13 protein-coding genes are annotated in these 15,800 nt (G+C 37.9%); 2 read left to right on the top strand and 11 right to left on the bottom strand.

The annotated features are described in order from the left end of the window. Positions 1–486 precede the first annotated feature (486 nt). Together ilvN and ESZ39_RS11805 are read right to left on the bottom strand one after the other, a co-directional pair. Positions 487–987 (bottom strand): acetolactate synthase small subunit, encoded by a 501-nt coding sequence (ilvN, locus tag ESZ39_RS11810; RefSeq protein ID WP_146880102.1) that lies wholly within the window; start codon positions 985–987, stop codon positions 487–489. Continuing rightward, the gene (locus tag ESZ39_RS11805) at positions 987–2,711 is read right to left on the bottom strand and encodes an acetolactate synthase 3 large subunit (protein WP_146880101.1); all 1,725 of its coding nucleotides are present in this window, start codon (positions 2,709–2,711) and stop codon (positions 987–989) included. Before ESZ39_RS11805 ends, ilvN begins: the two co-directional genes overlap by 1 nt. Positions 2,712–3,286: 575 nt before the next feature. On the opposite strand from ESZ39_RS11805, the gene ESZ39_RS11800 reads away from it, so the two are divergent. Continuing rightward, positions 3,287–3,841, top strand: a complete 555-nt coding sequence (locus ESZ39_RS11800) for a DUF4136 domain-containing protein (RefSeq protein WP_146880100.1) — start codon at positions 3,287–3,289, stop codon at positions 3,839–3,841. A 406-nt stretch (positions 3,842–4,247) separates the two neighbouring features. On the opposite strand, the gene ESZ39_RS11795 is transcribed toward ESZ39_RS11800, so the two are convergent. From ESZ39_RS11795 to ESZ39_RS11775, 5 genes are all read right to left on the bottom strand, one after another. Beyond that, the gene (locus ESZ39_RS11795; RefSeq protein ID WP_146880099.1) at positions 4,248–4,556 is read right to left on the bottom strand and encodes a hypothetical protein; all 309 of its coding nucleotides are present in this window, start codon (positions 4,554–4,556) and stop codon (positions 4,248–4,250) included. Continuing rightward, positions 4,553–5,995 (bottom strand): hypothetical protein, encoded by a 1,443-nt coding sequence (locus tag ESZ39_RS11790; RefSeq protein WP_146880098.1) that lies wholly within the window; start codon positions 5,993–5,995, stop codon positions 4,553–4,555. Before ESZ39_RS11790 ends, ESZ39_RS11795 begins: the two co-directional genes overlap by 4 nt. 23 nt (positions 5,996–6,018) lie before the next feature. Next, positions 6,019–6,711: a hypothetical protein gene (locus tag ESZ39_RS11785; protein WP_146880097.1), complete on the bottom strand. Its 693-nt coding sequence runs from the start codon at positions 6,709–6,711 to the stop codon at positions 6,019–6,021. A gap of 255 nt (positions 6,712–6,966) precedes the next feature. Further along, a complete protein-coding gene (locus ESZ39_RS11780) occupies positions 6,967–7,839 on the bottom strand; it encodes an energy transducer TonB (protein WP_146880096.1) in 873 nt (290 codons plus the stop codon). A gap of 170 nt (positions 7,840–8,009) precedes the next feature. After that, positions 8,010–8,954: an alpha/beta fold hydrolase gene (locus tag ESZ39_RS11775; protein ID WP_146880095.1), complete on the bottom strand. Its 945-nt coding sequence runs from the start codon at positions 8,952–8,954 to the stop codon at positions 8,010–8,012. Between the two features lie 281 nt (positions 8,955–9,235). Here ESZ39_RS11775 and glnS point away from each other — a divergent pair, with 281 nt between their 5' ends. Continuing rightward, a complete protein-coding gene (gene glnS / locus ESZ39_RS11770) occupies positions 9,236–10,918 on the top strand; it encodes a glutamine--tRNA ligase (RefSeq protein WP_146880094.1) in 1,683 nt (560 codons plus the stop codon). A 357-nt stretch (positions 10,919–11,275) separates the two neighbouring features. Here glnS and trpA read toward each other — a convergent pair whose 3' ends face one another. The 4 genes from trpA to trpD are packed head-to-tail and all read right to left on the bottom strand — an operon-like array spanning position 11,276 to position 15,789. Further along, complete coding sequence (gene trpA, locus ESZ39_RS11765) at positions 11,276–12,115, bottom strand: tryptophan synthase subunit alpha (protein ID WP_146880093.1); 840 nt, start codon at positions 12,113–12,115, stop codon at positions 11,276–11,278. Then, positions 12,115–13,362: a tryptophan synthase subunit beta gene (trpB, locus tag ESZ39_RS11760; protein WP_146880092.1), complete on the bottom strand. Its 1,248-nt coding sequence runs from the start codon at positions 13,360–13,362 to the stop codon at positions 12,115–12,117. The genes trpA and trpB overlap by 1 nt, the downstream gene beginning before the upstream one ends. 1 nt (position 13,363) lies before the next feature. Beyond that, on the bottom strand, positions 13,364–14,752 hold the full coding sequence (gene trpCF / locus ESZ39_RS11755; RefSeq protein ID WP_146880091.1) for a bifunctional indole-3-glycerol-phosphate synthase TrpC/phosphoribosylanthranilate isomerase TrpF: 1,389 nt from the start codon (positions 14,750–14,752) through the stop codon (positions 13,364–13,366). Continuing rightward, positions 14,752–15,789, bottom strand: a complete 1,038-nt coding sequence (trpD, locus tag ESZ39_RS11750; RefSeq protein WP_146880105.1) for an anthranilate phosphoribosyltransferase — start codon at positions 15,787–15,789, stop codon at positions 14,752–14,754. The genes trpCF and trpD overlap by 1 nt, the downstream gene beginning before the upstream one ends. Positions 15,790–15,800 lie beyond the last annotated feature (11 nt).

Below are 15,800 nucleotides of genomic sequence, written 5' to 3'. Positions count from 1 at the left end.
AAAAATTACCAACGTTAAGTGCTGGCCAAACGTTTAATGATCGTCCTTAGGTTTTATCTGATTTCAGTGCTGTTTAATGCTTAATATAGTTTTAATGTAGGTTGGACTTTAGTCCATCAGGTTAAATGAAATTTAACCGTGTTTATTATAGGAACCTAAAGGCAGAACGATACTTTGCTGCAGGTTTTTTTGGTCTATCAAGCTTATTGTTAGCTAAGCGGTTGTGGGACTGAAGTCCGACCTACAAAAAACTTGTTGTTTTATCTTGTTAATTGCTCGTTAAAGGGTTGACGGACTGAAGTTTGACCTACAAAAAAATAGGCCAACGCTAAGTTATCACCAAACGCTAAACAATCGCCCGTAGGTCCTGTGTAGGTTGGACTTTAGTCCATCAAGATAAATACCTTATAAATACCTTATAAATACCAAGTGTTTAATAAAAATATCACCCCCCCTCTGGAGCGTATATAGAGAAAAAGGGTGTTTTTATTTTACGCTTAATGCCTTTTCACCGCGAGCAATACCGACACAACCAGATCTAACTGACTCAATGATTTCTGTTTCGTTGGCAAGTATGGAAATAAAAGCATTAATTTTTTCTGCATCACCAGTCAGCTGAACGGTGTAAACTTGTTTTCCGATATCAATAATAGCGCCTCTAAAGATATCCGTTATACGCTTGACTTCACTGCGTGATTTTTCGTTCATCGCTAAGACTTTAATAAGCAGTATTTCTCGCTCGACATAATTTCGTTCAGTTAAATCGGTGACTTTAATTACATCAATGAGTTTGTTGACTTGTTTAACTATCTGCTCCAGCATTTTGTCATTGCCTTTGGTGACGATAGTGATACGAGATAAGCTGTCATCATCGGTGGGTGCCACGGTTAAACTTTCAATGTTAAAGGCGCGCTGAGAAAACAACCCAACAATGCGTGAAAGTGATCCTGCTTCATTTTCTAATAATACGGCTAAGATTCTGCGCATTAGCTTTTCACTCCTTTTTTGATCCACATTTCATCAATAGCACCGGTACGTATTTGCATTGGGTAGACATGCTCATTTTCATCAACCAGCACATCGACAAAAACCAGACGGTTTTTAATCGCAAAAGCCTCTTCAATTTTTTCGTCTAATTCATCAAGTTTATTAATTTGCATACCGACATGACCATATGACTCAGCCAATTTGACAAAATCAGGTAAAGACTCCATATATGAAGAGGAGTGACGTCCACCATAAACCATATCTTGCCATTGGCGCACCATGCCTAAAGAGCGGTTGTTTAATGAGATAATGACCACGGAGAGATTATACTGCATACAAGTTGCTAGCTCTTGTATGTTCATTTGTATTGAACCATCGCCGGTAATGCAAATAACATGGCTATCAGGGAAGGCTAGTTTTACGCCCATTGCTGCGGGTAAGCCAAAGCCCATAGTGCCTAAACCGCCTGAATTTATCCATTGACGAGGCTTAGCATATGGATAGTATTGCGCGGCAAACATTTGGTGTTGGCCGACGTCAGAACATACGTAAGCATCGCCTTGCGTTGCTTTATACATAGACTCAATAACACGCTGTGGCTTAATTACGCCATCAGTTTGCTCGTAGCTAAAGCTTTTAACGGCTCGCCATTGAGCAATTTGCTGCCACCAGGTTTGATTTTCTTCTTCGTTTACACTAAATTGATTTTCTTCAAGCTCAGCCAGTAATTGTTTAATCACAATATCGAGTAAGCCAACAACAGGAATATGAGCATTAATAGTTTTTGATATTGAGGTGGGATCAATATCAACATGAACAATGGTGGCATCGGGACAGAACTTCTTTACATTGTTAGTAACGCGGTCATCAAACCTTGCCCCTAAAGCGAGAATAACATCAGCGTTTGCCATTGATCTATTGGCTTCTAAACTGCCATGCATGCCTAGCATACCAATAAAGTTTTCATGTATACCTGAGATAGCGCCTAATCCCATCAAGGTATTGGTAACCGGTGCATTTAGTTTTTCAACTAATTCGGTTAGTAACTCTGCGGCATTTGCTATGATTACGCCGCCACCTGCATAAACCACCAGGCGTTTTGCTTGGCTTATTGCCTGCACGGCTTTTTTAATTTGACGGTGATGGCCCTTTACGTTTGGGTTGTACGATCGCATGTTCACTTGTGCATCGTAGTTAAAATCTACCTTGTTTTGCGGCGTTAAAATATCTTTAGGTAGTTCGATAACCACAGGGCCTGGTCGACCGGTACTAGCAATATAAAATGCTTTAGCAATCGTGTTAGGAATATCGACAGCACGACGACAGTTAAAGCTATGTTTGACTATGGGGCGAGAACAACCAACAATGTCAGTTTCTTGAAAAGCATCGTCACCAATAAGTTCGGTGGGTACTTGGCCAGAAAGCACCACCATAGGAATTGAGTCCATATACGCGGTTGCTATGCCAGTAATGCAATTAGTCGCACCTGGACCTGATGTCGCCAAAACAAAGCCTACTTCACCGGTAGCGCGGGCAAAGCCATCTGCCATGTGTGTTGCCGCCTGTTCATGGCGCACAAGAATATGTTCAACATCGTCCTGTCGAAAGAGTGCATCATAAATATCTAATACCGTCCCTCCCGGATAGCCAAACAAGTACTTTACCTTAAGTGCTGACAGGGTTTTCACCACAAGTTCTGCACCTGAGAATTGCTCTTTTGTCATATGTAATTCCTTTAATAAATAATATCAATCGAAATAAATAGTGATAAAAAAACCCCCGTTCTTTTCAGAGCGAGGGTTTATTGTTGTTTTTTTTACTTTATTTCTACATACAATATCATCCGCGCTTGGGTTTTGAGACCAAGACGACAATGAGGAGAGATAGTAGGGTATTAACAAAGTTCATGTTGAAAAGTATTTGTATAAAAAAGTAATACCTATAGTTTTAATGGGTTTGTCTAAATGTGTCAATGGAAAGTTTACAATTTATGATTATTTTTACTAATTCTTACTACCTACACGAGCTAAAAATAAAATTTTGTCATTAATAGGGTGTTAGTCTGGTCATATAGTTAAGCCTTGTCGTTTAATAGTTCAAAGGCAATTAATAGTTAAGTTATTATGCTGCTATTATCTTTTTTAACTATATTTTCGTGGTCAGTAGTTTACTATGAGGCGTTATTCTTTATTATTATGTTAGCAGAGTATGGCCATGATATGTTTCAACAGTTTATTAACATATTTATGGTAGGCTGTTATTTAGAGTTTAAATACATCAAAGTTATTTGGAAGGATTTATGTTAAAAAATAAACTAATTATCATATTAGCACTTGTCGGTGTAATGGCTGGTTGTGTGTCAACCCAGCAAGCTAGAGTTGACTTTGATCGCAATAGTGAGATTACTACTGCTGATTATAAAACATTTGCATGGCTGAACCAGAGCAAAATTTTAGCGGAGTCTGTTGATGCTAACCCAGTGATGAAAGTCAGAATTGATAATGCTATTGAACAAGCTTTCATCGCTAAAGGCTATCAATTAGTGAATGATACCGAGCAGGCTGACTTTACTATTTCATATACCATGGGTAGTCGAGAGAAAGTAAAAGTTGACTCTTTTCCGCTAGTATACCGTAACAGTTTTATGTGGGGCAGTCGTTATTACGGTGGCATGGGTACGGATACACGCGTACGAAATATCACGGAAGGAAAATTGGCAATAGATGTCTATGATGTCAAAAGCCACCAACCGGTATGGCACGGATGGGCAGTTAAGCGCATTAAGTCATCTGAGCAAGATAATCCAAGTAAAGCGATTAAAATGGTTGTTGAACAGGTTGTAGCTCAGTTTTAGTTAAGCTTACTTAGCTTGGAGCAACGAATGGAGTTTTTAGAAAGCGCAGGCCATCTGCGCTTTTTTGGTTTTTATACCACTAGGTCCGAAATTAAATGTTCTTGAAGACGACTTTATTTAACTTAAACACCTTTATGTAGCTACCGATAAGTTACGACTGCAAGGGTTACCTAGACTTTAAATGGATGCTCAACGAGATTAAATTTGGCATTGTTTTCGCCAAAAATAAAGACCTGACATTGCTGCCAATCGTCTGGTATTTTTCATGTTTGAATAAACATGACGTTTATTAGCGCAACGAATATCGATTTTGGTTAACTTACCGTTAATGTTCATCTAAACAATAAGTCGAGTTCAAGTTAAGTTACTTCGTTACTTCAAAGCTTTGACTTCTCTCAAAACATATTCATTTTTTTCGAGCACACATAACACACATATCAAACAGTATTATAAAAAATAAAAATACTATATATTTACAAATAAATGAAATTATAAACCCCTCCCATGTGTAACTCATTATACCAAATTCACCAACCTCAAACCAACTTATAGAGTTAACATCTAAAAATAACTGAGGAAGGTTTTCTAACAAACCAACCCAAATAACTATAGGGAAAATTTCAAACCCCATATATAAAAGTAAAAGTGGAATATGTGCAAGCACCAATGCAACTCCCCCTTTTATCAAAAGCCTTAAAGAATAACTGGTGATCACAACCTATTCCTATTTGATTTACGTAAAGTTTTTGATATAACTTCTATTGAATCACGAAGCTCCTCATATAACTTTGACTTAATATACAACATTTCCAATGCATTCAACCCGTATATAGAAGTTGGTTCAGGTAAGTTATTATGTACCGTAATCATACTTTCATTACTTTTAGCATGTTTTAGCAAAAAATAAGATAAATTTTTACCTCTTTCATTTAATGAACCTATTGATTTAAAACTATTTTTATATTTTTTTTTCGAAATGTTAATTTCATTTTTAATTAAATAGTATGCGAGTCGATTAAGGCTCATTTCTATGGAGTTTCGCTCCCATTTATATTTGTTGTTTAAGAATAAAAACTCCTTCAAAGTTAAACCGCTAGCATCTATGTAAAACTGCTCTTCATTATTTAAAGACAGAATAATTTCATCTTGTGTTAAAGAATCAAAACTATTTATAAACTTTGATTTCTTTACTACACTTTTTCTGAAGCGTAACTCTACCTTATTTGCTATGTATTCTTGTATGATAGGATTTTTAACTAATTCGTATAATTCGTTCAATTCTTTTTTTTGAATGTCATCCAGAGTAATACTTAACTCCTTTAATAACTTATCTATATTCGATTTTTTAACTGCAAACTTTACATTAAATCCATTAATATTGTCACAGTCATGCTTCAATCGATATATTTTATACTCCCTGTCAAAGTTTTCTTTTTCTAGAGAAGTGTTAAACACTTCATTTTCTTGTTTCTTATATAATTCTATATAATGAGAAATATCAATGACTGTTGATGCTTCCAAACGTTTCCCAAAAGGCAAACTATCAATATCAACAATTTCACCTATTTCAATATTTGAATTTATATTCAAACCATACCGAGATTCTAGATACTTAATTGCCTTAAAGTTTTTCATCAACAAAAAATAGTTTGCAATAGAATAATATTTTTTATTGTCCAGAATTAATATGTTTCCTAGGGCAGCAATAGACATTCTGTCTATAATGTCTATTGCTTTTTTATAGTTGTAACTATTCAATAAAAATGGAACTGTGTGTTTAGAAACATTGAAACCTAGTTGAAATAGCTCTTCTACTACGTTTTCTTTAGCGCCATTAATTAGAGCAAAATCAAGTAAGTTATATTCTTTTCCACCAACAATAAAAGAGCTTTCAATCTTTCCTGATAGCCAGGATTTTAGGTATTCATCTGCGCTTAACGACCTTATCAACTTAGCTTGATAAAGTCGCTTTTGAGCAATTTCACGTTTTTCTTGTTTTTTTTGCTTCTCTTTAATTGAAACTACACGTTCGATAAAAGGACTTGATTGTTTTAAAGGGTTCAAACCATCATAGAACAAAAAACACTCAACAGCATTGGCATTCGTACATATAAAAGAAAGGTACACTAATAAAAAGAATTTATTATTTTTCATTTTTTGCCCTATAAATGATTAATCTAATGTGGACTATCACAATCTTTATCCATTCTATCAGCCCAAGAAACACATGCGGAATCTTTTTGAGCTGCTACATATTTTGCAGCTCCAATCGGTGTGCTAACTCCTATATAATATTCTGTTGACTTATCCCAGCACTCTGATACATCGAATAAATAACCATTGTTTGTTGCCTCTTCATTTTTTACTGTACATGTGTCAACCATATTTACTCGTAGCATATTGTTACAAGACCCATATGTACTATTGAGATCAATAAAGCACTCATCGTGCCCATTGCAATCTTTTACAAAAATAGCGTCCCAGCTATTATAAAAGTCAACTCCTGCAAATGCAGTTGAACATCCATTTGGAGAAAGATCTGGAATATTAGATAAACTACAACCTAAAGGCCTTTTCCAACTAAGCGAAGTACAATGATCTTCCCAATCTTCATAATATTCAATTCTATCTTGGTTACCGCCATCATACCAATATGCTTCTATTTCATAGTCTTTAATAAGAGAGAAATATGCGGGAGGTATATACCGCTTACCTGATACAGTAATTACTTCTATTTCATCCTCCTGTGCATATGCCTGACTAAATTGCAAATTAAATGTTATTTCTTCATTAATGCGATCAATATCCAATGAAAGAGTAGATATAAAAAATACCGCAAGTGCTATATATAGTTTTTTTGTAATGTTCATTATTTTCATCCTATGGCAACTAATCTAATTTTAAGGTAGATATTAAGCCCTAAATTAGAACTAATCTAAATTTTGAATACATTAAAAATTACTGATAAATCTTTTCATAATAGACATAAAACCCTCCTTGAATATGTGAACAAGTATTAGATTACTTCCTTTAAGACTCCAACTTAATGTTACATTTGGATACGATTAAATACCTCAATTAAATAATTAGAAAGAGTAAATTTAAAGAAGATAAATCGGCGGAAGTCAGGTAAATTCATTACGCACCAAAGCATGATGCCAATAGTCATCACTACGAATATCGGCATTGACGATAAGTTGTTTCTCTGAGTTAATATAGACATCAACCCGTTCAATCAAGTTTTGATAATGCGCTAAATATGGATTCGCAAAGGAAATTTTTTCGATTATTTTATAGGTTTGATAGGCATTTTTTAATTGATTTAGTTTGATTTCTAATACAAAACGTTGATCTAGAATTGATAATTCATGTGCTGCATTTTTATCGCTTGAGGCAACCTTTACTTTATTCAAATGACTAAGTTGCATGGTGTCATTACCTATCGCTTTTGCGTATTGAGCACTTAATAATTGTAAAAAATTATGCTCTGACAGATGCATGTATCTTATTTTTTTAAACTGGTTTAACAGTGCTTCTGTTTCTACATAATTATTCTCTGCTAAGGCAGCTTTTGTTATAATATACAGACTGTTAAATCGACGAGTGACTTTTTTAGTGCCGCCTTCGTGCATTCTAAAGTTAAGTTGTACACGATTAACACATTGTTGTATTGGTTCGCCATTTTCAATGGCTGGCTGATATTGCCACTGCATTAGCGCTTTTTTAGCCGCAAAAGTAATATCTTTACTGCCGGACGATTCTTTTGTTAGCACGTTGGAGACACTCCCATCTTTCTCGATTATAAAGCTAAATGTAGCCCAACCTTCGCGATTATTACGTGCGGCAGATATTGGATAGGTAGGGTCAACTCTCACTTTGGGTGTCGGCTCGGTTGAAGTGCTTAAATGTTGAGAAAGCTCTATAGCGACTGCGTTGTTGCAAAGTAAAAGTGTGGGTAAAAGTACAGGTAAAAGTTGAATAACAAGCATTTTTTTCATTTAAACATCCATGTAGATATAATATCAGTCAGTTAAAGGTAGCACAAAAATGACCACTGCAGCATATATCTGTACTACTTATACTTTTGAGTAGAAAGGTAAGCTACTAATTTTAATTATCTAAGTGATAAAATGCTTACAACGCAACTTTACAAGCTTTATTTGTTACATTACCAATGCTTTGAGATTATTAAATCAGTAATGGCTTTTGCTGTTTCTGCTGGCTGCTCCATAGGGAAACAGTGATGTCGGCCGAACTTTTGCCATTGAATATCTTTATTGATTTTTGCTGCTCTTTTTACCGCTTTAGGAATAAATAAATAGCTTTTATTGGCCACTAATATCTCTACGGGGATCTTTATTTTGTATATTGCTCGCCATAGTCCTTTTGGATAAGAGCCAAAAATTGAAGCTTCCCAAGTTGGCTGACAACTGAGCTCAACGCCATGCTGATGCCCAACATTAGTGGAAAACGCGCAATAATCGCTTACTACCTGTGGATGCCAGGCTTTATAAAGAGATTTTCCCGCAATATTTTCTTTCATAACAGCTAAACTTGGCCACGTTGCAGTGCGATTAGTGACGGACTTAACTAGTGCAACTCTGCGCCACGCGCCAGTCACTTGCATAAGCTGCTGCGCTATAATTATCTCAGTTTGAAATAAAACTGGATCGAGTAAAATAATTTCACTGAATAAATCTGGATATTTAACGGCGGCTAGTAGCGTTATAACACCACCCATTGAATGTCCAATACCGATCAAAGGTCCGTTTTCTTTAACATTGGCTTGAAGATAAATTGCATCAGCGATGGTATTAGCCATTTTTTGCCAGTTTGGCATTTTTGTTGTTGGTTGTGTTGAATAGCCATGACCGGGCGCATCAGTTAACCAAATTGACCAGTCTTTGGGTAATTGTGATGCCATGGCGGCTAAGGTCATGGCGGAAAAGCCATTACCGTGTAGCAAGTGAATACGTTTGGCGTTTTTAACTCCTGGGCGATAATAACCATTAACGGTCAGCGCACTGTTAGATTGTTGTTGCCATTGTTGAGCATTTTTAAGGAGTAAATTGTTAGATGAAAGTGTTGTTTCAACAGATGAGCATTCAGACATTAATACGGTTAACAATAAAGGATAATTATAAACAACATAACAACATATTGATGGGATGTGAATGTATTTTTCTTGAGCGATTATGTTCTTAATGATATTGCACAGCTGGTAAGTTTTAGTACTGAGTAAGTGATAGCGAGTACAAAATGATGTTTTAAGCGAACAAGTTAGCTTATATCTTCCTTTGATCGCAGAATATATATTCTTTAGGTGGGCTCTGGGTAATTCTATTGATATAATATTTGTAATTGTATTATTTAAATTTTTTAGGGGTTCTGTGGATGTCGGAAGTAGAAAACCGTCCAACAAATTTTATTCGTCAAATTATTGATGCCGATCTTGCTAGTGGTAAGCATAGCCAAGTACAAACTCGTTTCCCACCTGAGCCAAATGGTTATTTACATATTGGTCATGCGAAAGCCATTTGTTTAAACTTTGGTATTGCTCAAGACTATCAAGGGCTATGTAACTTGCGTTTTGATGACACTAACCCTGAAAAAGAAGATATTGATTATGTAAATTCTATTCAAGCAGACGTTAAATGGTTAGGGTTTGAATGGGCGGGTAATATTCATTATTCGTCAGATTATTTTGATAGCTTATATGGTTATGCGGTTGAGCTTATTGAAAAAGATTTAGCTTACGTTTGCTTTTTAAATGCGGAAGAAACACGCGAGTATCGTGGCACGTTAAAGCAAGCAGGTAAAAACAGTCCTTACCGTGAAACGTCAGTTGAAGAGAACCTAGCTTTATTTGAAAAAATGAAAGCAGGTGACTTTAAAGAGGGACAGTGTGCGCTGCGCGCTAAAATTGACATGGCGTCAAGCTTTATGTGCATGCGTGATCCGATTATTTATCGGGTTAAATTTGCTCATCACCATCAAACAGCTGATAAGTGGTGCATCTATCCAATGTACGATTTTACCCATTGTATTTCAGATGCTATTGAAGGTATTACCCACTCAATATGTACGCTTGAATTTCAAGATAATCGTCGTTTGTATGATTGGGTTATCGACAATATTTCAATTGAAAGTAGACCTCGTCAATATGAGTTTTCACGCCTAAATCTTGAATATACCGTGATGAGCAAACGTAAGCTGAATAATCTTGTGGAAGAGAAGTTAGTCAGTGGTTGGGATGATCCTCGTATGCCCACCATCGCTGGCTTTCGTCGCAAAGGCTTTACGCCTGGCTCATTACGCGAATTTGCTAAGCGTATTGGCGTAACAAAAATGGATAACACGGTTGAAATGAGTGTTTTAGAAGCGTGTATTCGTGAAGATTTAAACGACAATGCCCCACGAGCTATGGCCGTGCTTGACCCGATTAAGTTAGTGATTGAAAACTATCCAGCCGATACTGTTGAAAACCTCAATGTTAAAAATCATCCTAGCGATGAGAGTTTTGGTACCCGTATTGTGCCATTTGCTAAAGTACTTTACATTGAAGCAGAAGATTTTCGTGAAGAAGCTAATAAAAAATACAAACGTTTAGTGCTAGATAAAGCAGTACGTTTACGTGGTGCTTATGTAGTAACCGCTACGCGTTGTGATAAAGATGAAGATGGCAAGGTAACGACAGTTTATTGCCAATATGACACCGAAACTTTAGGTAAAAACCCAACCGATGGCACTAAGCCAAAAGGTGTTATTCATTGGGTTGCGGCAGCGCAAAGCCTTGATGCAGAAATTCGTCTGTATGAGCGTTTGTTTTCTGTACCAAACCCAGGTGCCGCAGAAGACTTTCATAGTGTAATGAATCCTGATTCGTTGACCATTATCACTAACGCGAAAGTAGAGCCTTATTTAGCAGCAGCGAAGCCTGAGCAAGCATTTCAGTTTGAGCGTCAAGGTTACTTCTGTTTAGATAATAAGATATCAGCACAGGATACAGAACAAGGTAAGTTAGTATTTAACCGCACAGTAGGTTTACGTGACACCTGGGCAAAAATATCAGGCTAGCAATCACTTGCTCTTTTGTAGGTCGGACTTTAGTCCGTCAACCGTTTAGCGCGCAATTAACGTGATGGGCTAAAAGACATTTGTTGGTTCTTTGTAGATCAGCTTTTACGCCAAAGAGCGGTTAAATTTCATTTAACTTGATGGACTAAAGTCCAACCTACATCGGGCCTATGGGTGATTATGTCGTGTTGGGCGATTGTTTTGTAGGTCGGGCTTACGTTGAACCTATGGGTGATCGTGTCAGTTAAGTTATAAAAAATAAAAAAGCTCATAAGGCAATCTTATGAGCTTTTTTAAATTAAGCATTATTTGTTAACTGACAGCTCAAAACTTAAAACAGAGTGCTATTTTTAACTTTTAACTTTTAACTTTTAACTTAGTAGCTAGTTTCATTGCACTGATAAACTGGGTTAATTCTTTCAGCATATTATCGTTATCATCAAGATTTCTTTCAATGATTTTAACAACGGCAGAGCCACTAATAGCGCCTTTTGCACCGGTTGCCAATGCGGCTTTTACTTGTTCAGGTTTTGATATACCAAAGCCCATAACCGCTGGTGCAGCTTGGTATTTCTCCAAGATATGAATAAGTTTATGGCCGGTCATTTCTGCTTCTGTTTCTGTACCGGTAACACCAACGCGGCTCAAGACATAGGTATAGCCAGCACCATACTGTGCTACTTTTTCTAGGGTGTCTTCACTTGCGTTAGGTGGGGCGATAAAAATGGGTGCCACGCCGTTGGCGATTGCCGCTTGTCTAAAGGGTTCACTTTCACGTATCGGTAAGTCGGCAATAAGCACAGAATCGACACCAGCAGTAGCTACATCGTGATAAAAATTATTAATGCCGCGGGCAAAGACTAAGTTGCCATAAAGTAACAAGCCCATCGGTATGTCAGGTGCATAGGCACGAACTTTAGCTAAAATATCTAAACAAACATCGGTATTGGTATTAGCTTTTAATGACCGCAGTGCTGCCATTTGAATGACAATACCGTCAGCACTAGGATCAGAAAACGGCATGCCCAGCTCTAAAGCATCAGCGCCAGCGTCAATCAGTGTTTTAATTAGGGCAAAAGATTGCTCAGCATTGGGGTCACCAATGATCACAAAAGGGATAAATGCCCCTTCATTATTTGCGGCTAATTTTTCAAAGGTTTGGTCATAACGACTACCCAGATTTTTTGCTTGGGACATTATGCCTCTCCTCGATGTTTTACTGTACTTTTTTCAGCAGTTTCAGGCGATATGATCGCGTTTACATGGGCTAAATCTTTATCACCTCGACCAGACATGTTAACCAAGATAATGGTTTCTTCAGTCGCTTGCTCAGCGACTTTTAAGGCGTAGGCTAAGGCATGAGAAGGCTCTAATGCTGGAATGATACCTTCACTACGTGCAAGTAGTTGAAATGCTTCTAGGGCTTCATCATCGTTTATGGCAACATATTGCGCACGACCAGAATCTTTCAATTGTGCATGTTGTGGACCAACAGCAGGGTAGTCTAGGCCAGCTGATACAGAGTAAGACTCTTCAATTTGGCCAACTTTGTCTTGCATGATGTAGGTATAGTTACCATGTAACATCCCTTTAGTGCCAGCTACCAAGGTTGCGCCATGTAGCGAGGTGTCAGTACCCTTGCCGCCAGCTTCAACGCCAATAAGTTTGACTTCTTCGTCACCAATAAAGTCATGGAACATACCAATGGCGTTAGAGCCGCCACCAACACAGGCAATAACGTAATCGGGTAAACGACCTTCTTCAGCAAGTAATTGCTGTTTAGACTCTTCCCCAATCATTTTTTGAAATTCACGTACAATAGTTGGGAATGGATGAGGACCTGCAGCAGTACCTAATAAGTAATGAGAGTTTTCATAATTAGCAGACCAGTCACGTAAGGCTTCATTTACTGCATCTTTAAGTGTGCCACTACCTGCGGTTACAGGTATAACTTCAGCTCCCATTAATTGCATGCGAAAAACATTAGGTTGTTGACGCTGACAATCAACAGCGCCCATATAAACTCGACATTTTAAGCCTAGTAATGAGCAGGCTATTGCACTGGCAACACCATGTTGGCCAGCGCCTGTTTCAGCAATAACTTCAGTTTTACCCATACGCTTTGCTAATAATGCTTGTCCTAACACTTGATTGGTTTTATGGGCACCGCCATGCAATAAATCTTCACGTTTTAAGTATATTTTCGCTAGTGGGTTTTTAACAATATTACGACACAAGGTTAGCGGCGTAGGGCGGCCAGCATAACTTGTTAGTAGTTTATTAAACTCTTTTAAAAAAGCTTCATCAGTTTGTGATTCAATAAATGCTTGTTCAAGTTGCTCTAAAGCGGGTACCAGCAATTCACCGACAAACATACCACCAAATTCACCAAAGTAGGCGGGTAAAGTTTTTTTAACCTGATTTTCAGTTGTTGATTTTAACATGTTAATAATTCCGTATTTTGGCGAAAACTTGTTGAAGTTTATCGCGACATTTAATGCCTGGGCTAGACTCAACACCTGAGTTGATATCTAAGCCAAATAATTCTTGGTTGCTCAGCTGCTCACAAGCTTGGCTGACATTATCGAGTTGTAAGCCACCCGCTAAAAAGCAACGAGATAAGTCTTGCTCACTATCTGCTAGCGCTTGCCAATTAAAGCATTCACCACTACCAGCACTTTTGCCATCAAGTACAATATGATCAACATTTTTTGGCAGTGTTGGTACTGTTTGCTCTACAGCTAAGGCTTTGAATATTTGACAACTAGGGGCTAGCTTTTCCCTTAAGCTATCAATGTACTCTTGGCTTTCTTGACCATGTAACTGCACGGCACTAAGCTGTAAATCATGCGCTAATTCAAGCACAATTTCTTGAGAGTGATTAACAAATACGCCAACATATTTTAAACTTGGGTTTTGCTTAATAATGGCTTTAGCTTGCACTTTATCAATACATCGAGGTGATTTTTCAGCAAAAATAAGACCACCAAATTCTGCACCTGCCTCAATAGCAAAGCTCGCATGCTCTGGGCGGGTTAAGCCGCAAACTTTATGATGACCAAATATAAGTTGTCGACAAGCTAGGTCAATATCGTCTTCAGCCATGACAGAGCTGCCCACTAAGAAGCCATCAACGGCAGGCGCAAGTTCTCTTACTTGTGCATTGTGATAAATGCCCGATTCAGAAATAACGATACGATCATCCGGTAGTGTTGGCGCTAAGTCAAAGGTACGTGAAATATCAGTAGAAAGATCACGTAAATTACGATTATTAATACCAATAAGTTTTGCGTCTAAGGTAATAGCGCGCTGACATTCTTCTTCATTTGACACTTCGGTTAATATGGCTAAATTTAATGACCGAGCAACCGCGGCTAATTCATTATATTCTTCATCATTGAGTACGCTTAACATCAATAATACGGCGTCAGCACCATAGTGTCGTGCTAAATAAACTTGATAGGTGTCAAAGAAAAAGTCTTTATTTAGTACCGGGCAGCTGACTAAGTCACTTACTGTCTTAAGATAGTTAAAGTCGCCTTGAAAATATTTACGTTCGGTGAGTACTGAAATTGCTGCGGCATATTTATCATAAATACCGCCAATTTCCCCAGCATTAAAATCGGCTCTAATTATGCCTTTCGATGGCGAGGCTTTTTTACATTCTAAAACAAAGCCGGCGTAAGGTTTTTCTGCTGTGCGTGTTAATGCCTGATACATGTCTTTTTTTGACGGCGTTAAGCCATCAATAAAGCTGGCTAAAGGCAGGTCTTTTTTTAGTTGTGCTATCTCAATACGTCGATTATCGACGATTTGCTCAAGAATGTTACTCATTATGCTGCTGCTCCGGAATTTGATAGTCGAACTAAGTCTGCTAATGTTTTTGTGGCGGCACCAGAAGCAAGCACTTTTGCGGCATGTTGCGCCGCTAATAATAAAGTATCTGCTTGGCCATTTAATTGCTCGCGATGTAAATAAAGTAGCGCCGCGCAGTTAATTACCACCGCACAATTGTGTGCTTCTTGGCCTTTGCCGGCCAATATGGCTTGAATAATATCGGCGTTTTCTTGCGGTGTTCCACCTTTAATATCAGCTAATGTATAGTTTTTTAAACCAAAGTCTGCGGGTGAAATTTCTTTTTTAGCTAATACACCATGATGAATCTCAGTAACCTGTGTTTTGCCGTGCAAGGCTATTTCGTCTAATCCACTACCGTGAACTACCCACGCGTGTTTAACACCGGTAAGTAATAAGGCTTGAGCTATTGGGGTAATGAGCTCAGGTATATAAACACCGAGTAACATAATATCAGGTTTTGCAGGGTTGACTAAGGGACCTAGAATATTGAACAGTGTTCTAATTGCCATGGCTTTACGTACAGGGGCTGCATGTTTAAAGCCACTATGATAAGCCGGCGCATATAAAAAACAGATGTTGGCTTGTGCCAAGCATTGACTCGCTACTTCAGGTGACATGGTTAAGTTAACACCGAACGCTTCGAGTAAATCGGCAGAGCCCGACATACTGGAGATACTTCGATTACCATGTTTAGCCATTTTTAAACCACAAGCCGCCGCTAAAATAGCCGCTGTGGTGGAGATATTAATGGTATTTGCACCATCGCCACCCGTACCAACACAATCAGCAACGCTGTTGGTTTGGTTTGGAAAAGGCGTGGCATTATCTCGAATTGCCATTGCAGCGCCAGCAATTTCAGCCGGTGTTTCACCTTTTATTTTTAATGCAGTGAGTATCGCCGCTAATCGTTCAGGGGCAACGTGGCCATTGATCACTTGTTCAAATACATCTTGGCTTTGCTGCTGGGTTAATGAATAACCGTCAACTAAGGTATTAAGTGCACTATGAGTCATGTCATCGTTAC

This window comes from Colwellia sp. C1TZA3 (assembly GCF_007954265.1).
In the GTDB taxonomy this organism is placed as follows: Bacteria; Pseudomonadota; Gammaproteobacteria; order Enterobacterales; family Alteromonadaceae; genus Cognaticolwellia.
This window is presented reverse-complemented; position numbering and strand designations above follow the sequence as displayed.